The 17,419-nt window shown below is 62.3% G+C and carries 17 protein-coding genes; 12 read left to right on the top strand and 5 right to left on the bottom strand.

All coding sequences use genetic code 11. The features are described from left to right. Nucleotides 1-8: 8 nt before the first annotated feature. Together NKI17_RS23215 and NKI17_RS23210 are read right to left on the bottom strand one after the other, a co-directional pair. Complete coding sequence (locus NKI17_RS23215; RefSeq protein WP_352783412.1) at nt 9-1,193, bottom strand: LLM class flavin-dependent oxidoreductase; 1,185 nt, start codon at nt 1,191-1,193, stop codon at nt 9-11. Nucleotides 1,194-1,252: 59 nt separating this feature from the next. Then, complete coding sequence (locus NKI17_RS23210) at nt 1,253-2,863, bottom strand: ABC transporter substrate-binding protein (RefSeq protein ID WP_352647917.1); 1,611 nt, start codon at nt 2,861-2,863, stop codon at nt 1,253-1,255. A 314-nt stretch (nt 2,864-3,177) separates the two neighbouring features. On the opposite strand from NKI17_RS23210, the gene NKI17_RS23205 reads away from it, so the two are divergent. From NKI17_RS23205 to ssuD, 10 genes are all read left to right on the top strand, one after another. Continuing rightward, nucleotides 3,178-4,164: an ABC transporter permease gene (locus NKI17_RS23205; RefSeq protein WP_352906858.1), complete on the top strand. Its 987-nt coding sequence runs from the start codon at nt 3,178-3,180 to the stop codon at nt 4,162-4,164. Further along, on the top strand, nt 4,164-5,162 hold the full coding sequence (locus tag NKI17_RS23200; RefSeq protein WP_352906857.1) for an ABC transporter permease: 999 nt from the start codon (nt 4,164-4,166) through the stop codon (nt 5,160-5,162). The genes NKI17_RS23205 and NKI17_RS23200 overlap by 1 nt, the downstream gene beginning before the upstream one ends. A 2-nt stretch (nt 5,163-5,164) precedes the next feature. Beyond that, a complete protein-coding gene (locus tag NKI17_RS23195; RefSeq protein WP_352906856.1) occupies nt 5,165-6,163 on the top strand; it encodes an ABC transporter ATP-binding protein in 999 nt (332 codons plus the stop codon). After that, a complete protein-coding gene (locus NKI17_RS23190; protein ID WP_352637683.1) occupies nt 6,141-7,088 on the top strand; it encodes an ABC transporter ATP-binding protein in 948 nt (315 codons plus the stop codon). The genes NKI17_RS23195 and NKI17_RS23190 overlap by 23 nt, the downstream gene beginning before the upstream one ends. 20 nt (nt 7,089-7,108) lie before the next feature. Then, nucleotides 7,109-8,164, top strand: coding sequence for an aldo/keto reductase (locus NKI17_RS23185; protein ID WP_352623097.1), 1,056 nt, complete (start codon nt 7,109-7,111; stop codon nt 8,162-8,164). Between the two features lie 72 nt (nt 8,165-8,236). Further along, complete coding sequence (gene msuE, locus NKI17_RS23180) at nt 8,237-8,827, top strand: FMN reductase (protein WP_352906855.1); 591 nt, start codon at nt 8,237-8,239, stop codon at nt 8,825-8,827. Between the two features lie 258 nt (nt 8,828-9,085). Next, complete coding sequence (gene tauA / locus NKI17_RS23175; protein ID WP_352906854.1) at nt 9,086-10,093, top strand: taurine ABC transporter substrate-binding protein; 1,008 nt, start codon at nt 9,086-9,088, stop codon at nt 10,091-10,093. A gap of 69 nt (nt 10,094-10,162) precedes the next feature. Continuing rightward, the gene (locus NKI17_RS23170; protein WP_352471351.1) at nt 10,163-10,957 is read left to right on the top strand and encodes a taurine ABC transporter ATP-binding protein; all 795 of its coding nucleotides are present in this window, start codon (nt 10,163-10,165) and stop codon (nt 10,955-10,957) included. Further along, complete coding sequence (locus NKI17_RS23165; RefSeq protein WP_352542466.1) at nt 10,954-11,802, top strand: ABC transporter permease subunit; 849 nt, start codon at nt 10,954-10,956, stop codon at nt 11,800-11,802. Before NKI17_RS23170 ends, NKI17_RS23165 begins: the two co-directional genes overlap by 4 nt. A gap of 42 nt (nt 11,803-11,844) precedes the next feature. Then, nucleotides 11,845-12,993: an FMNH2-dependent alkanesulfonate monooxygenase gene (gene ssuD, locus NKI17_RS23160; protein ID WP_352906853.1), complete on the top strand. Its 1,149-nt coding sequence runs from the start codon at nt 11,845-11,847 to the stop codon at nt 12,991-12,993. Nucleotides 12,994-13,857: 864 nt separating this feature from the next. On the opposite strand, the gene NKI17_RS23155 is transcribed toward ssuD, so the two are convergent. After that, nucleotides 13,858-14,289 (bottom strand): winged helix-turn-helix transcriptional regulator, encoded by a 432-nt coding sequence (locus NKI17_RS23155; protein WP_352456668.1) that lies wholly within the window; start codon nt 14,287-14,289, stop codon nt 13,858-13,860. A gap of 150 nt (nt 14,290-14,439) precedes the next feature. Between NKI17_RS23155 and NKI17_RS23150 the strand changes: the two genes are divergently transcribed. Together NKI17_RS23150 and NKI17_RS23145 are read left to right on the top strand one after the other, a co-directional pair. Then, a complete protein-coding gene (locus NKI17_RS23150) occupies nt 14,440-15,258 on the top strand; it encodes an antibiotic biosynthesis monooxygenase (protein ID WP_352570538.1) in 819 nt (272 codons plus the stop codon). Between the two features lie 149 nt (nt 15,259-15,407). Next, nucleotides 15,408-16,145: an SDR family NAD(P)-dependent oxidoreductase gene (locus NKI17_RS23145; protein ID WP_352570536.1), complete on the top strand. Its 738-nt coding sequence runs from the start codon at nt 15,408-15,410 to the stop codon at nt 16,143-16,145. 94 nt (nt 16,146-16,239) lie between these two features. Here the strand turns inward: NKI17_RS23145 and NKI17_RS23140 are convergent, their stop codons facing one another. Next, a complete protein-coding gene (locus NKI17_RS23140) occupies nt 16,240-16,446 on the bottom strand; it encodes a hypothetical protein (RefSeq protein ID WP_023677964.1) in 207 nt (68 codons plus the stop codon). 182 nt (nt 16,447-16,628) lie between these two features. Further along, nucleotides 16,629-17,105 carry a hypothetical protein gene (locus tag NKI17_RS23135; RefSeq protein WP_352570535.1) on the bottom strand — a complete coding sequence of 159 codons (477 nt, stop codon included), beginning with the start codon at nt 17,103-17,105 and terminating at the stop codon, nt 16,629-16,631. Nucleotides 17,106-17,419: the final 314 nt, after the last annotated feature.

Raw genomic sequence — 17,419 nt, 5'->3', positions numbered from 1 at the left:
ATGGCTCCTTAGGTGTTGCGCAGGCCAGCCTGCTTCATCAGCGGCAGGATGTTCTCGCCGAAGAATTCGAGGTCAGGCTTGAAATCGAAGAAGGACAGCTGCAGGCCGTCAATGCCGGCGTCCTTCAACTTGACGAACTGGTCGACGATCTGTTCGGGCGTGCCGATGAGGTAGATGTTGCCGCCGACCTTGGCGTAGGGGTCCTCGCGGCCTTCGCGTCCTTTCCAGGCCTGGGCGTCGCTGTTGAAGGTCTGGAAGCCTTTCGGCGTGCGGCTGTCGGCATGGGCGACGATCTCATCGGCGACCGCCCAGGCTTCCTTCTCGGTCGGCCGGCTGATGATCAGCGGATTGAGCAGAGTGCGCACGGTGCGGCCGACACCAAGGGCCGCGTCCTTCACTTTCTCCGTATGCGCCGGCAGCGCCTCCAGCGCGCTGGCGATGTCGGAGCCGGCCGGGCTGGTGACGAAGACGATGTCGGAATAGCGGCCGGCAAAGGAAATGCCGGCATCGGAGCCAGTGGCGTTGACCAGGATCGGCCTGCCGTAATTCGGCTTCGGCGTGACGAAGCCGCCATTGAGCTTCCAGCTCGATTCTCCGGAGAAGGAGAAATTCTCATCATCCTGCCACAGCCGCTGCAGCACTTCGACGAATTCGGCGGCGAGTTCATAGCGGCGGTCATGCTCGATGCGGTTCCAGCCGAACATTTCATGTTCGACAGCGCGATGACCGGTGACCACGTTGATGCCCCAGCGGCCGCCGGAGATGTGGTCGAGCGTGGCGCCGAACTTCGCCAGATGCAGCGGATGCCACGGGCCGTAGAGAACATGCATGGTCGAAATCAGCATGATCTTCTTGGTGATCGCGGCCATGGCCGCCACGGACACAAAACTGTCCAGCGCCTGGCCGTTGAAAACGCCGCCATAGCCGCCCTTGGGCAGCCATTGACTGAGCGCGAAGACGAGGTCGAAGCCAAGCTCCTCGGCCTTCAACGTCAGATCGCGATTGTAGTCGAAGCGCCAGTCGGTCGAGCGCGGCAGCGTCGAGTTGGTCCAGCCACCGGCCTGGATCGGCAGGAACAGCCCGAGCAGCACCGGCTGCTGAAGTGCTTTCGACAGCGGGCTGTCCGGATAGTCGGTCGGCGCCTTGAAGAAGGGCGTGCCGACGATGGAACCAGGCTTGTGGGCGAGCGTCATGGCGAACTTTCTCGGGTGGAGGAAGGGAACCCGTGCGAAGGACCGCGCACGGGTCAGGCTCAGGCGACGATATGGGCGGTTGCGAGGGAGCCGGCATTGCCCTCGGCGCCCACCGTGTGACCGGCTATGCGCCTGTTGTAGAGGGTGATTTCCGGTTGGCTGACGATGCCGATGTCGGGCAGGTCCTCGACAAGGATCTGCTGGATCGCGGCCCATTGCTCGAAGCGCTTTTCGTGGTCGACCTCGACGGCGGCCGCTTCAAGAAGTTCGTCGACCTTGGCATTGCTGTATTTCGAACCGTTGGAGAACGGCACGCCGGGCTTGAAGTTCTTCGACCAGTAGAGCCGCTGTACGCCTACCGTCGGGTCGAACAGATTGCTCATGCCGTTGAAGGTGAAGTCGAAATCGCGGTCGGTGTAGATGCGCTTGGTGTAGGTGGCAAAATCCTGGCTGCGCACGGTGACCTCGATCCCGACCGCGGCCAATGCCTGCTTGATGTAGTCGGCGCCGCGCTTGTAGGTTTCGCCGCTCGGGACATAGTCGTGGACAAGCTTGAGCCGGGTACCGTTGGCGTCGCGCGGCAAGCCTGCTTCGTCGAGCAGTTTCTCGGCAGTGGCAATGTCGACCGGATAGGTCTTCAGGTCGGCGACGTACCACTTCTTCAGATTGGGGTTGATCGGGCCTGGAATGGTCGCGCCATAGCCATAGTTGATCGTCTCGCGGATGACGTTGCGGTCGATAACATGGGCGAAGGCACGGCGGACGCGAACATCCTGGAAATAGGGTTTCTCCAGGTTGAACTCGACCCGGCTGATGCCATTGGAATACTGATAACCCTGCTTCTCGAAGCCGATATGCGGCAGCGTTTCGAAGCGCTGCAAATCGCTGTACGGAATCGGCGTGGCCGGCGCCAGATCGATCTCGCCGGTCTCCAGCGCCAATGCGCGCGCCGAAGCGTCAGGGATGAAACGGACAATCAGCCGGTCAAGGTAGGGGCGCGGCGCGTCCCAATAGTCGGGATTACGTTCGTAGACGATGTGGCTGCCGCGCAGCCATTCCTTGAAGACGAAAGGGCCGGTGCCGACCGGAGCGACGTTGACCGGATTTTCGGCTGCCTTTGTGCCGTCATAGAGGTGCTTCGGCACGATCGGCGTTTCGGCCGCGGCCAAGGCCGTGATCAGGTAAGGCGCCGGCCTCGACAGAACCAGCGTCACCGTCAGCGGATCCGGCGTCTGGATGTCTACAAGGTTGAGGAAGGTGTTGCGGCCGCGCGGATGAACCTCTCTGATCGTGGTGATCGAATAGGCGACGTCGGCGGCGGTGAACGGCTGGCCATCATGCCACTTCACGCCTTCGCGCAGCTTGAAGGTGTATTGCAGCCCATCGTCACTGACCGACCATTGTCTGGCCAGGGATGGGCGCGGCGTGAGATCGAAATCATAGGTCAGCAGGCCCTCGGTGGTCTTTGCCGAGACGTAGACCGAATTGAATGCCGTGTGGGCGATGGTCGTCAGCACAGGCGGCTCAGCCGAGAGCACCAGCGTCGCCATTCCACCCTGTTTCGGCTCGGCGGCGTAGGCGCTGCGCGATGCAGGCAACAGCGTCGCTCCGAGTGCGGCTGCCGAGATGCCGAGGAACCTGCGGCGGTTCGGAATGAGGAAATGAGACATCGCGCCCTAGTCCTTTTTTGCTGCCGCCCCCGATCGGCCGATCCTCGGCCACCGAGTTAAAAATCTATTGTTCCAAGAGCGGGCCCGTTTGCGAAAAGATTTGGCCGACCCGCTCCCGCGCTTAAGATTTCATGCCTCAAACCGCTAATTTCGTAGCATGAAATAAAATTCTATTCTGCAAAGTCGCCATTTGCAGGATAAAATTTCTTAAATCAGGTTTGACAATGTCTATAAATTTTGTCAACTAAAAAGCACGAAACTTTCCGGGAAACAGCAAACCCGCATCGTCAGCCACAGCCGGGATAGCGAAAACGATGTCGACCCTGACGCGCATTGGCAGAACGTTTCGACGCACCGCGATACAGGCGGTGCCGACCGTTCTGGGCATCGTGATCCTGAATTTCTTTCTGCTGCAGCTCGCGCCGGGCGATGCGGCCGACGTCATGGCTGGCGAGGCTGGTTCGGCCACGGTGGAGACCATGGCGGCACTGCGCCAGCGCTTTGGGCTCGACAATCCGCTGCTCGTCCAGCTGTTCAACTATCTCTACAATCTGGCGCATTTCAGCCTCGGCTTTTCGCCGCGCTACGGCATGCCAGTCGCCGACCTGATCGGCCAGCGGCTGCCCGGCACGCTGGTGCTGATGGCGGTGGCTCTGGCCGTCGCCATTGTGCTCGGCCTCGCCCTTGGATCGGTGATGGCGGTGTTTGCCGGGCGCCTGCCGGATCGTCTGCTCTCCGTTATTTCGCTGCTGTTCTATTCAATCCCGGGTTTCTGGATCGGCTTGATGCTGATCGTGTTGTTTTCGGTCAAGCTCGGCTGGCTGCCGAGCGGCGGCTCGGGAACCATCGGCAGCAACCTGACCGGCCTTGCCGGGCTCTGGGACAGGGCGCGCTACATGATCCTGCCGGCACTGTCGCTGGCGCTGTTCTACGTGGCGATCTATGCGCGGCTGACACGAGCGGCGATGCTGGAGGTCCAGTCGCAGGACTACGTGCGCACCGCAGCCGCCAAGGGCCTGTCGCCGACCGTCATCACCATCAGACATGTCCTGCGCAATGCGCTGATCCCCATCACCACCATGGCCGGCATGCATGTTGGCGGCATGCTCGGCGGCGCCGTGGTTGTCGAGACCGTCTATTCCTGGCCCGGCCTCGGGCGCCTTGCATTCGAGGCGGTCATGGGTCGCGATTTCACGGTGCTGCTCGGCATCCTCCTGTTGTCGTCGCTGCTGGTCATCGTCGCCAACGCGACCGTCGATCTTCTGCACGCCTGGCTTGATCCCCGCGTCGGAGTACGCTGATGGCTTCCACCGATTTCGCAGCCGGCGATGCCCGTTCCCGCCGTCTCCATGCCGATGCCCGCGGGCCCGCGGCACCGCCTGAGCCCGAGGCAAAGAGCTGGAGCAATCTCCACGCGCCCGACGCACGCTCCGCTTCGGCAGCGTCGGTGCCGATAGCCGTTGGAGGGCGTGCGCTGAAGGTTTTCCTGAGTAATCCCAACGCCATGTTCGGCGTGGTGTTCCTGTCGTTGGTCGTGCTGGCCGCACTGCTAGCACCAGTCCTCTATCCGGCCGATCCGCTATCGATGGTGGCGCGGCCCTTCCTGTGGCCGGGCCAGAACCCAGCCTTCCCACTGGGCACGGACTCCATGGGCCGCGATGTGCTTTCCGGCATTCTGCATGGCGCGCGGATTTCGCTGTTCGTCGGCCTGGTGGCGACCGCGCTCGGCCTCAGCTTCGGCATCCTGGTCGGCGCCGCCGCCGGCTACTTCGGCGGCTGGATCGACGACCTGCTGGTGCGCCTGATCGAGATCTTTCAGACCATACCGAGCTTCGTGCTGCTGGTCGTCATGGTGGCGATCGCGCAGCCGACCGCGCCTGTCGTGACAGTGGCGATCGCCGTCATCACCTGGCCGACGGTGGCGCGGTTGACCCGCGCCGAGTTCCGGGCCATCCGCGAGAAGGATTTCGTCATGGCCGCCCGCAGCCTCGGCTACGGCCATGTCCGCATTATCTTCCGCGAGATCCTGCCCAATGCGCTGCCGCCGTTGATCGTGACCTCGTCGGTGATGGTGGCGACCGCGATCCTGATGGAATCGGCGCTGTCCTTCATGGGCCTCGGCGATCCCAACGTCGTCAGCTGGGGCTCGATGATCGGAGCGGGCAGGGAATTGATCCGCACCGCTTGGTATCTGACAGCGCTTCCGGGACTGGCGATCGTCTTTACCGTGCTGGCGCTGAACCTGATCGGTGACGGCCTCAACGACGCGCTCAACCCGCGCTTCTCGCAGGAGCGATAGAGATGGCCGCTCCTTTGCTCAGGATCGACAATCTGACGGTTCGCTTCCCGACCGCCGAGCCGGTCAGCCGGCTGAGCTTCGAGGTCGGTGAGGGCGAGACGCTGGCGATCGTTGGTGAATCAGGCTCCGGCAAGTCGCTGACCGCGCTCGCCCTGATGCAGCTTCTGCCGCGCTCGGCGAAAATCCCCAATGGCAGGATCGAATTCGCCGGCAAGGACCTGCTCGGTCTCGACCAGAAGGCTATGCGGAACCTGCGCGGACGCGAGATCGCCATGATCTTCCAGGAGCCGATGACGTCGCTCAATCCGGTGCTGACCATCGGCCGGCAGATCACCGAGGTGCTGACGCTGCACGAAGGCATACGCGGCAAGGCAGCGGGGAACCGTGCCATCGAGCTTCTCAATCTGGTTCGCATTCCCGATCCGCAGCGGCGTATCGACGACTATCCGCACCAGCTTTCCGGCGGCATGCGCCAGCGCGTCATGATTGCCATCGCCGTTGCCTGCCGACCGCGCCTGCTGATTGCCGACGAACCGACGACGGCGCTCGACGTGACCATCCAGGCGCAGGTGCTCGACCTGCTCGATACGCTGCGCCGCGAACTGTCGATGGCTGTCGTGCTCATCACCCACGATCTTGGTGTCGTCGCACAATGGGCCGACAAGGTCGTCGTCATGTATGCCGGCCGCAAGGTTGAACAGGCGCTGCCCGGCGTGCTGTTCAGAACACCCCTTCACCCCTATACGCGCGGCCTGCTGGCGGCGTCGCCGCGGCTGAAGACCAATCTCCACTACCGCGACGCCAGGCTGACGGAGATTCCCGGCAGTATCGTCTCGGCCGCCGGCGAAAAGGGCTGCCCGTTCCGCCCGCGCTGCGCGGTGGCGCGCGACAGCTGCGCCCATTTCGTACCCGCCCTCGTCGAAGTGAGCGAGGATCGTCTAGTCGCCTGCCCCTACAGCTTCATTCCGGAGGTTGCGCATGGCACTGCTCTCGGTCTCTGACCTTTCCACCCATTTCCACGCCCAGGGCGGCACGCTGCGCGCCGTCGATGGTGTATCCCTCGAAGTCGGACGCGGCGAGACGGTTGGTCTCGTCGGCGAAAGCGGTTGCGGAAAATCGACGCTAGGCAAGACCATCATGCGGCTGGTCGACCCGACTAGCGGCAGGATCGAGTTCAACGGCACCGACATCACCGTTCTCGACGCGCGCCGGCTGAAGGCGGCGCGCCGTAATATCCAGATGATCTTCCAGGATCCGTTCGCATCGCTCAATCCGCGCCACATGATCGGCGACATCCTGACAGCACCCCTGAAGGTCCATGGCATTGGCAACAAGGCCGAGCGGCGGAAAATTGTCGAGGACATAGTCCAGCGTGTAGGATTGCCTGTAGATGCTCTCGGCCGCTACCCGCATGAATTTTCCGGCGGGCAACGCCAGCGCATCGGCATCGCCCGGGCGCTGATCCTCAATCCGGAACTGGTCGTCTGCGACGAGCCGGTGTCGGCGCTCGACCTTTCGATCCAGGCGCAGATCCTCAACCTGTTGGTCGACATGAAACGTCAGCTCGGGCTGTCCTATCTCTTCATTTCGCACGATCTATCAGTCGTCCGCTATTTCGCCGACCGGGTGCTGGTCATGTATCTCGGCCGCATCGTCGAAAGCGCCGACAATTCGACGCTGTGGACCTCGCCCCAGCATCCCTACACGCGCGCGCTGATGGATGCCGTGCCGGACCCGTCGCGGCGCCGCCAGGCCGCGCCGATCCATGGCGATCTGCCGAGCCCGCAGAACATCCCGAACGGTTGCCGCTTTCACACGCGCTGCCCGCTGGCGACGGATCTATGCCGTTCGCAAGAGCCGGCATTCCGGGCGATCTCGCCCGGACACCACGTCGCCTGCCACTACGCCGAACCAACCCTCAATTGAAAGTTCAACGGAGCAGAAAAATGTCCGATTACCGTTATCTTGGCCGCAGCGCCCTGAAGGTTTCGCCGCTCAGCCTGGGCACGATGATGTTCGGCGGGCCGACCGAGGAGACGGTCGCGCATCGCATCATCGACAAGGCGCGCGAGCAAGGCATCAACTTCATTGACACCGCCGACGTCTACCACAACGGCAAGTCCGAGGAAGTCGTCGGTCGCGGCATCAAGGCGACGCGCGATCATTGGGTCGTGGCGACCAAATTCGTCAACTCCCACGACAAAGGTCCCAATCTCGGCGGCCATTCGCGCAAATGGGTGATCCAGACCGTCGAGAACAGCCTGCGCCGCCTTGGAACAGACTATATCGACCTGTTCTACTTCCATCGTGCCGTCTTCGATGCGCCGCTGGAGGAGCCGGTGCGGGCGATCGCCGACCTGATCCGCCAAGGTAAGCTACGCTATTTCGGCGTGTCCAACTTTCGTGGCTGGCGCATCGCCGAAGTCGCGCATCTGGCCGATGAACTTGGCATCGACCGGCCGGTGGCCAGCCAGCCGCTCTACAACATCGTCAACCGCACCGCCGAGGCCGAACAGCTGCCGGCGGCCGCCTATTACGGTCTTGGCGTCGTCTCCTACAGCCCGCTGGCGCGCGGCGTGCTGACCGGCAAATACGAGCCGAACCAGGCGCCTGCCGCCGACACGCGGGCCGGCCGTGGCGACAAGCGCATCGCCGAGACCGAGTGGCGCCCGGAATCGATTGAGATCGCCAGGCAGATCGCGGCGCACGCAAAGTCACGCGGCGTCTCGGCCGCCGATTTCGCGCTGGCCTGGGTGTTGAACAACCGGCTGATCACGGCGGCGATCGCCGGCCCGCGCACCGAGGAACAGTGGGACAGCTATGCGAAGGCGCTGGACTTCAGGCTGAGCGCCGAGGACGAGGCCTTTGTCGACCGCCTCGTCACCGCCGGCCATGCCTCAACGCATGGGTTCAATGATCCGAGCCATCCGGTCGAAGGCCGCGTGCCGCGTTCGGAGCCGGCCGCGCCGATCCCGCTGACACGGCCTCTGCGCGCCGCCTGACGGTCGCCGACGAAATGGCGGGGCCGGCGCCCCGCCCCCGTTTCCAATTGCTTTGGACAGATGAGAGAGCCCATGAATTTCCACGTCGAACGGCTGCGCCAGAACATCGTCGTGCTTTCGGGCAACACCCACAGGCCGTCGAAGTCCCGGACGCTGGCGCATCATCTCGGCGAGGCGCTGCGCGAAAGATTGTCTGTCACAGTAAATTTCCTCGATCTTGTCGATGCCGGCCGTGGTCTGGGTGCTGCGTTTACTCGAAAGGAATTGACGCCGGAGGCGCTGAATGTGGTAAACGCGGTCGAACAGGCCGACGCGCTGATCGTCACGACGCCGGTCTACAACGGCTCCTATGCTGGCCTGTTCAAGCATCTGTTCGACCTCATCGATCCACTGGCGCTCGTCGACCGGCCGGTCCTGATCGGCGCGACGGGTGGTGGCCAGCGCCACGCGCTGGTAGTCGAACATCAGCTTCGCTCGCTGTTTGGCTTTTACTCCGCCCTGACGGTGCCGAGCGCCGTCTATGGCAGTGACAGCGACTTTGCCGACGGCAAGCTCGTAGATTCGCTGGTTCTGGCGCGGGCCGGGCAGGCCGTGGATCAATTCGTTGCCCTGCTTTCACCGCGCCAGCCGAAGAGCCAACCGGTCCGGGCGGCTTCGGCCTGACGGATAAAGTGCCAAGGCAAGTGCCTGATAGGCGATATATAGCCAAGGCGCGGCCCGTAAGCACTCCGCATTTTGCGCCTGAATAATCCCGCGGGCGACAGCGTGCCGTCTAAATCCGAATTCTTTTTTAAGCGCGAGCTGATTTTAAGAATTCCATTGCTATCTAAGTCTATAATATCAGTGGACTTTAATCCAACGCTCTTTGAATAGGGCGGGCAGTCGAGGGGTTTGCCCTCTGTTCAAAAGGATTAAGGCTCCATGCGAAAGCTTATTTCCGCCGCCCTTATCGGGCTTGCCATAGCGGCCACATCCGCTGCAGCGCATGCCGACGACAAGAAAGTCGTCATCGCCTACCAGACCGGTGCCAATCCCTACAATCTCGGCATTGCCAACGGCGATCTTGCCAAGAAAACCGGCTGGAACATCGAATACCGCCGCTTCAATTCCGGTGCTGACATCTTTGCTGCCATCGCATCCGGCGACGTCCAGATCGGCGATGTCGGATCAAGCCCGTTCGCCGCAGCCGTCAGCAGGGGCATCGACGTGAAGGCCTTCTACATCTCCTCGGTCTCCCGTGACGGAGAAGCCCTGGTGGTGCGGCCCGATATCAAGTCGCCGGCCGACCTGCGGGGCAAGAAGCTCGCGGCCGCGCCGGTATCGACGGATCATTACCAGCTTCTCGCCGTCCTCAAGCAGGAAGGCATTTCGGAGAAGGAAACCCAGGTCATCGCCATTCCGCAGCCCGAAATCGTTGCTGCCTGGAAGCGCGGCGACATTGACGGGGCCTTCGTCTGGGATCCGGCACTCTCTGAACTCAAAAAGGACGGCAAGGTTCTGCTCACAGCCGGCCAGGTCGCCGACCGTGGCGCGCCGACCTTCAGCGCGCTGGTCGTGACCGGCGATTTCGCCAAGGCCAATCCCGACTTCCTCGGCCAGTATGTCCGGCTGATCGACGGCTACAACACGGCCTACCTGAGCAACCCGGCCGCATGGGGACCGGACTCAGAGAGCGCCAAGCTGGTCGCCGGTCTGCAGGGCGGCACGGCGGCCGAGAATTCGGAGCAGTTGAAGACGACTGTGGTTCCGCCGCTCGACGAGCAGGTGTCCGACAAATGGCTGGGCGGTGGCGACAAGAGCGCCGTTGCGAAAATCCTCAAGGACACCGCAGGCTTCCTGAAGGACCAGCACAAGATCACCGCCATCAAGGACAGCTACGCCGCGTTCGCCGATCCGGAATACGCAGACGCTGCCAAGGCCTCGAACTAGAAATCACCTGACGACATTCAGGTTCCGGCTGGCGGAATTCTCGCCAGCCAGACTGCTTGGAGGCCCACCATGCTTCGAATCCGCGATGCCAGCGTGACCTTTCCGGCCTCGGATGGCCAGGACGTGCACGCGCTTGATCACGTCTCGCTCGATATCGCTCCAGATTCCATCGTTGTCGCGGTTGGTGCTTCCGGATGCGGCAAGTCGACATTGCTCAACGCGATCGCCGGCTTCCTGCCGCTCACCGAAGGCACGATCACACTGGACGGAAAAGAAATTGTCGCGCCCGGCGGCGATCGTGGCGTCGTCTTCCAGAAAGATACCTTGCTGCCCTGGGCCAATGTGCTGGACAATGTCGCTCTCGGCCTGAAATACCGGGGCGTGCGGCGCGGCGAACGCCATGAGCGATCGAGGCGTCTGCTGGAACTGGTCGGGCTCGCCGATTTCGCCGAAAAGCCGCCCTATGAACTGTCCGGCGGCATGCGCCAGCGAGTCGGCATCGCGCGGGCGCTGGCCACCGATCCGAAGATCCTGCTGATGGACGAGCCGTTCGGCGCCCTCGACAGCCTGACGCGCGAGACGATGCAGCAGCTTCTGGCCTCGGTCTGGGCCAAGACCGGCAAGCAGATCCTGTTCATTACCCATTCGATCGAGGAAGCCCTCACGCTCGGCACCACCATCGTTGTGATGTCGCCTCGACCAGGCCGCATCGTTGCCCGGTTCGACGCCGACTTCGTTCGCGACTTCGCTGAGAGCGGCGACATCGGGCCGATCCAGTCCCACCCGCGTTTCATCGAACTGCGGCAGGAAATCCGCTCGCTCATCCACCAGCCGGAAGGCGCCCGCACAGGAACCTTGCAATGACGCTCGCCGCCAATTCCGGAACCTCTTTTTCGTCTTCGATAGCTCAGCGCGCGCCGTCTCCCAAGACGCGCCGGTCCGCTTCGACAAGCACGCTCGGCATCAGCCTGGTCACGCTGGCGTCGCTCATCGCCTTGTGGTTTTTGGCCACGCGCTTCGGCTGGGCGTCGCCGCTGTTCCTGCCGTCGCCCGCCGAGGTACTGACCCAGTTCAGCGCCGTCTGGGCCGATGGCTATGCCAACGGTACGCTGCTCGAGCACACACTGGCCAGCCTCGGCCGCATCGCCGCGGCGCTCGGTGTCGGCATTTTCCTGGGCATTCCGCTCGGCCTGCTGATGGGACTCAATCGGTGGGTCAAGGGCATCTTCAGCGTTCCGATCGATCTCTACTGGGGTCTGCCGCCTTTGGCCTACCTGCCGCTGCTGATCATCTGGCTGGGCATCGGCGAAACTTCCAAGATCGTGCTCCTGTCGCTGTCGACCTTCGCCCCGATCTGTTTTGCCGCACAGGCCGGGGTCCGGTCGGTGCCGGCCGAACGCATCAATGCCGCGCTGTCGCTCGGTGCGAGCCGGCTGCAACTTTTCACCAGCATCATCCTGCCGTCCGCGTTGCCGGAAATCATGACCGGCCTGAAGATTGCCATCGGCGCCGGATTGTCCACGCTGGTAGCGGCCGAGCTGATCGCGGCCCAGTCGGGCCTTGGCTATATGATCATGTCGGCGGCCAATTTCCTCGCCACCGACGTCGTCTTCGTCGGCCTCATCGTCATCGCCATCCTTGCCTTCGCCTTTACCAGCGGCATGCGCTGGCTGGAGCATCGCCTCATCCCCTGGAAGGGCAAGATCTGACGCTTGCCTAGACATTCCGCAATCGCTGAAGGAAACAATCCGATGTCCAGCAACACCCGTCCGCTCGACCTCTACTGGTATCTGCCGACCCATGGCGACGGACCGTATCTCGGCACGGACGAGCGGCACCGCCCGGCAACCTTCGGCTATCTCAGGGAGATCGCCCAGGCTGCGGACCGGCTTGGCTTCAAGGGTGTGCTCCTGCCGACAGGAACGCGTTGTGAAGACGCCTGGATCGTGGCGGCCGGGCTGATCCCGCTCACCGAACGGCTGAAGTTCCTCGTGGCACTTCGGCCGGGCAGCGGAACACCGGCGCTGTTTGCGCGTCATGCGGCCACTCTGGACCGCATTTCCGGTGGCCGCGTCCTGCTCAATGTCGTCACCGGTGCCGAACCGGCCGATCTCGCCGGCGACGGCAACAAGCTCAGTCATGACGAGCGCTATGCACAGACCGACGAGTTCCTGACGATCTGGCGGCGAATCCTTTCGGGTGAGCCGGCGGATTTCGACGGCAAATATCTTTCCGCCCATGGCACCGACATTTCCTTCCCGCCGGTTCAGCGGCCGCATCCGCCACTCTGGTTCGGAGGCTCTTCGGATGCCGGCATCGCGATCGCCGCCAAGCACGTGGACACCTATCTGAGCTGGGGTGAACCGGTGGACCAGCTTGTCGAAAAGATCGCCCGCGTCAGGGAAGCCGCAGCGGCGCAAGGCCGCATGATGCGCTTCGGCCTTCGCATTCATCTGATCGTACGCGAAACGGAGGATGAGGCGTGGGCGGCGGCCGACCGGCTGATCAGCCACGTCACCGACGACCTGATCGCCGAAGCCCAGAAGGGATTTGTCCACATCTCGGAATCCGTTGGCCAAAAGCGCATGTCGGCGCTCCATCAGGGCCGGCGCGACCGGCTGGTCGTCGGCCCGAATCTATGGGCGGGACCGGGGCTGGTGCGCGGAGGTGCGGGAACGGCCTTGGTCGGCAATCCCGACAATGTTGCCGCGCGCATTCGCGAGTATCAGGCGATCGGCATCGAAACCATCATCGCGTCCGGCTATCCGCATCTGGAAGAGGCGTTTAACGTCGCCGAATTGCTTTTCCCCAAACTCGGCCTGAGTGGCGAAGCCGCACCCCAGGAGCGCAGCTGGGACGTCGAGTTCGGACGCCCCAAAATCGCCGCGTCCGCTTCGTGACGTCCTGCCGACAGCGTCGGCCAGAGCGATGTCATGTCGCTTCGCGACGGCGATCGAAGCGAGGCTGCGGCTAGGTCCAATGACATGGCTTTCGGGAATCGACCGAGAGCAACGAGCGTCCTAGCTAACGCGTGTCGCGTCTGAGGGGCCGGGCGCCGCCGGTATGTGGCACGCCCGCCCGTTCGAGGATGCGCTTCCACCCCAGGTAATAAGTGTGCTTTGACATCGGCAGGTTTGGATCGAAGATCGAAGGGCAAACGAATGGAGAGACCTCGACATTGATTTCAGGTGCAGGATGGGTGCAGCCAGAAATCAAACCGTGGCGTATGTCCGGTTAGGTATGGATGATTGGACGGGCCGAAAAAGCTAGTGGCTACAATCGGTTATCGTACAATTGGATACCGCCGGATAAAGTTAGGATAGGCCATATCCGGTCGCTCAAAATCGAGTTCCGCAAGGAGTGCTGGTTCGATCCTGGCTAGGGGCACCACTTTTTAAATTCCCACCCACTTCTTATTGAACCTAATGGCATGGGTGGGATCGTCCACGACGCCCTCGACGGCCACCGAATGGTTGCGTCTTGCCTGTTGCCGCAAGCTGCCCAAGCTTCCGCTGAACGGTGCGCGGACCAGCCCCAAGTGCAATCTGGCGTTCCTCACCGCACGCGATCAGGCGTGCCGCGGTCCCGCAAGAAGACGTTGCCGCAAAGTCGATCGCTGCCCGACGGACATGTTTCCTCCCGCGAACTACCCACCAGACCCGGCCCACGGATGCAACCTCGGGAGGTGAGATATGCGGGCATTATGGCACGATGCGAAACAGCTTCGTCTTGGATCGTGCTGCGGGCCGGAGCCGCCGCCGTGCCTAGCGCAGGGCCGCCACGACGTCGGCGAAGTCGGCCCGCTTGCCATTGCCGGCGCGACGCAATTGCACCTCGACCGGCTTGCCGTCGGATTGGTCGCAGTAGACGATGGGTCCGGGCCGCACCCATTTGTCGCCCCACTCGGTCAGCGCGATAATGACCGTTTTGAATTCCAGCCCCTTCCGGGTCAGGACGTAGTCGGCCTGCTCGCCGGCGGCACCCGGGCGACGGTCCATCAGGCCGGCCTCGACGAAATCCTCGAGGCGCTTGGCCAGGATGTTGGTGGCGATCCCCAGGCTCTTCTGGAATTGCGAAAAGCGCGTGCAGCCGCCGAATATCGCGTCGCGCAGGATCAACAGGCTCCAGCGCTCGCCGACCAGTTCCAGGGCGCGTGAGGCCGAGCAGTTTTGTTTTTCATAGAGACGACCAAGCATGGTGTGAACATACCCTATTGACTTGCATCATGCAAGTACGCATTGTGCTTGCATGATGCAAGCGACAGAGGTCGAGAGAGTGTCGCTCCACTTCATCGCCCGAGATTTCGGGTGTCCATCAACCAATCAGATCCAGACAGGAGATATGTTATGAAAAAGGAAGAAGATTACACGACGTCATTCGTCGTTAAGCAAAGCCCCGAAGAGGTTTTTGCCGCGGTTGTCAATCCGCGAGCCTGGTGGTCGGAAGATATAGATGGCGATACCAACAAGCTCGGTGCGATATTCTACTATCATTTCAAGGATATCCACCGCGGCACATTCAAGGTCACGGAGCTTGTGCCTGGCAAGAAGGTCGTCTGGCACGTCGTCCAGAACTACTTCAACTTCGTCAAGGATGCGACCGAGTGGACCGGCACGGACGTGGTCTTCGAGATCGCGCCGACCGAAAAGGGGACCGAGCTGCGTTTCACCCATGTCGGGCTGACGCCGAGTGAAGAATGCTACGATGTCTGCCATGACTCGTGGCGCTTCTATGTCGCGAGTCTCCGCGACCTGATTTCGACGGGCAAGGGGCAACCCAACAAGGGCGAAGAGAACGCCAACCCAACGGTTGTGCCGCAAAACGAGGACCTCGGCGCCGTCGAGCGCAAGGCGGCAGGCGATGGCGCCGAGATGATCGTCATGACGACGGCAGCGGCGAAGCCCGGCATCGAAAGCAAGGTGCGGAATGCCCTGCGGGACGTGGCGGGGGCGGCCCGCAAGCAAAGCGGGTGCATCGACTATAGCGTCTTTCGCTCGGAGGCAGAGCCCAACGTTACCATCTGCGTCGAGCGCTGGGCATCGAAGCAGGAGCGCGACGCTTTTCTACGCTCGGCGGACGCGAAGAATTTCGTTTCGGCCATAACCGGCGCCTTCCTGGAGCGGCCTTCGCCGATCTCCTACACGACGTTGGAAGTCGGGTCCTAGTTGCAAGGTTCGCCCGGTCACGGCGCCGGCTGCCCTGGAGCAATGCAACGGGGCAGACGGCGTCCAAGCGTGGGAACAGAAAACCATAGCCTACTTGCATGATGCAAGAACGAATGGCTTGCATTCATGCAAGAGGAAGAGAGATCGCCGTGCCGAAATCGATGGAAGTCACAAACAAAGCCGTTCTCGTGACCGGGGCCAATCGCGGCCTCGGCAAGGCGCTGGTCGAGGAAATATTGAGGCGGGGTGCCAAGCGCGTCTATGCCGGCGCGCGCAAACCGCTCGCCCACGCGGATCGGCGCGTCACGCCGCTGATCCTGGACGTGACCGATGCGGTGCAGATTGGGGCGGCTGTCGAGCGGATCGGGTCTCTCGATATCCTCATCAACAACGCCGGCATCGGGCTCTACGACGATCTTGGCGATCGTGCTGCGCTCGAGCGACACCTCGCCGTCAACCTGCTCGGCGTGCATGGCGTAACCCACGCATTCCTGCCGCTGCTCACGAATTCGCGCGGCGCCGTGGTCAACATCCTGTCGGAAGCGGCTCTCGTTCCCTTCCCGATTATTCCGTCTTACTCACTATCGAAGGCCGCCGCGTTTTCCATGACGCAATCGCTGCGTGCTCTCGCCGGCGCTCGTGGCGTGAGCGTTCATGCAGTCCTGTCCGGTCCCATAGACACCGACATGAGCAGAGACGCCGATATACCGAAGAGCTCCGCGGAGAGCGTCGCGAAAGGTATCCTGGACGGCATGGCGCGAGGGGAGGAGGAAATCTTCCCTGATCCGAAATCGGCCTCCATGGCCGAGAGCTGGCGCGGCAGCGCGTTCAAAGCGCTCGAACGCCAGATGGCGGCTTTCGTCCAAGCCATGCCCGCCAAGCCATAGGCGACCGCCGCCATCGATACGCTGCCAGCATTCGCAATTCAGCACCCCACAGTGGAGCGGAACATCATGCTGTTGAACGCAACTTCCCCGGTTTTCACCAGCGGATCACGATGACTTTGTCGGTCCCGTTAGCGAGTTCGACAGCTTCGGTGCCATCCGGTTTGCGGCTTTGGATTCTGGCGCTCTCGACAGCTTCAACGCCAACAACGTTGACTGCAAAGGCTTCATCGATTTCGGCGGCACAGACCAAGGTGTCCGGCGGCAGGTCCTTTACTTGATCCAACAACTCGCGAAGCTTCATGGTCGAATCTCCTTGGCGATAGCAGGAATGAGCAGCACGCTTTCGCCGCACATTCGGAACCATGTCCCTTGAGAAAGGTTCCCGATGAGGTGGAGATGCCGCAGAATGGGACGAGCGCGACGATCCGCCCGTCGCGATGATGTGAACGCGCCGTGCGAAGCATCTGTCTCAAATCCCTGTCCCTAATGCTGCCGGCGCAATTCCTTGTTGATCATGCCGCCCATCGCTAGACCGACCGCCATCACCGCAAAAGTCGCCGCGATAGATCGCTTCGGCAGCACCGTCTCCCAACCTGGCGTCAACCGCTTCGGCACGAAGCCATAATCTGTTGCCGCGGCAATGGCCGCTGCCGCCAACGCATCGCGAAATATCAGAAGCGACGGACGCGGCGGCCTCGAGGCGAGCCATAGTTCGAAAAGGAATGCCCAGAAGATGGAGGAAGCGTGATGCGTGCCATAGCCGACGAGCGTGTGCGCCACGTCACCGCGCCGCACGGACGCGGCCTGTTCGCCGTAGAGCCAGTGGCTGGTCGCATTCGTGGGCTGCAGGGCGCCTTTGCCTTCCCGCCTTGCAAGCAGGGCCAGCGCAGCTGTCGTGGCGAAGCTGACGATCGTACCCGAACCGGCTGCGGACAATCCTGTCTGGATCAGACTTTTCACTTGGTCCTCCGTCGTTTCGCGGGTCGGCTCCTTGGAACGCCTTCGTGAATTCGCGGCAGTCTCGTGCCGTCGTTGCCAAACGGCAAAACGAGTCCGAAGTTCCGGGAACGGACTTTTGGTTGGACGTTATCCCAGAAGCGTCCTCTGGGATAACGCCATTGAAGTCCGGCTGCCTTTCCTCGCAAGCTCGGATCGCAGCCCGGCCGCTATTACATTGGCCCCGGCACCATCTTGGTCGGCTGCTCAGGCATCGGAAACGGATAGTTGTCGCATTTCACGTCCGGGTTCGTCGGGCTGAACATTCCGAGCGGGTT

Source organism: Mesorhizobium sp. M0816 (assembly GCF_040320005.1).
GTDB lineage: Bacteria > Pseudomonadota > Alphaproteobacteria > Rhizobiales > Rhizobiaceae > Mesorhizobium.
This window is presented reverse-complemented; position numbering and strand designations above follow the sequence as displayed.

Bases quoted from the DNA above. Each gene is read 5' to 3' on its own strand.
- NKI17_RS23215 (WP_352783412.1), bottom strand. From the start codon at position 1,193: ATGACGCTCGCCCACAAGCCTGGTTCCATCGTCGGCACGCCCTTCTTC.
- NKI17_RS23210 (WP_352647917.1), bottom strand. From the start codon at position 2,863: ATGTCTCATTTCCTCATTCCGAACCGCCGCAGGTTCCTCGGCATCTCG.
- NKI17_RS23205 (WP_352906858.1), top strand. From the start codon at position 3,178: ATGTCGACCCTGACGCGCATTGGCAGAACGTTTCGACGCACCGCGATA.
- NKI17_RS23200 (WP_352906857.1), top strand. From the start codon at position 4,164: ATGGCTTCCACCGATTTCGCAGCCGGCGATGCCCGTTCCCGCCGTCTC.
- NKI17_RS23195 (WP_352906856.1), top strand. From the start codon at position 5,165: ATGGCCGCTCCTTTGCTCAGGATCGACAATCTGACGGTTCGCTTCCCG.
- NKI17_RS23190 (WP_352637683.1), top strand. From the start codon at position 6,141: ATGGCACTGCTCTCGGTCTCTGACCTTTCCACCCATTTCCACGCCCAG.
- NKI17_RS23185 (WP_352623097.1), top strand. From the start codon at position 7,109: ATGTCCGATTACCGTTATCTTGGCCGCAGCGCCCTGAAGGTTTCGCCG.
- msuE (WP_352906855.1), top strand. From the start codon at position 8,237: ATGAATTTCCACGTCGAACGGCTGCGCCAGAACATCGTCGTGCTTTCG.
- tauA (WP_352906854.1), top strand. From the start codon at position 9,086: ATGCGAAAGCTTATTTCCGCCGCCCTTATCGGGCTTGCCATAGCGGCC.
- NKI17_RS23170 (WP_352471351.1), top strand. From the start codon at position 10,163: ATGCTTCGAATCCGCGATGCCAGCGTGACCTTTCCGGCCTCGGATGGC.
- NKI17_RS23165 (WP_352542466.1), top strand. From the start codon at position 10,954: ATGACGCTCGCCGCCAATTCCGGAACCTCTTTTTCGTCTTCGATAGCT.
- ssuD (WP_352906853.1), top strand. From the start codon at position 11,845: ATGTCCAGCAACACCCGTCCGCTCGACCTCTACTGGTATCTGCCGACC.
- NKI17_RS23155 (WP_352456668.1), bottom strand. From the start codon at position 14,289: ATGCTTGGTCGTCTCTATGAAAAACAAAACTGCTCGGCCTCACGCGCC.
- NKI17_RS23150 (WP_352570538.1), top strand. From the start codon at position 14,440: ATGAAAAAGGAAGAAGATTACACGACGTCATTCGTCGTTAAGCAAAGC.
- NKI17_RS23140 (WP_023677964.1), bottom strand. From the start codon at position 16,446: ATGAAGCTTCGCGAGTTGTTGGATCAAGTAAAGGACCTGCCGCCGGAC.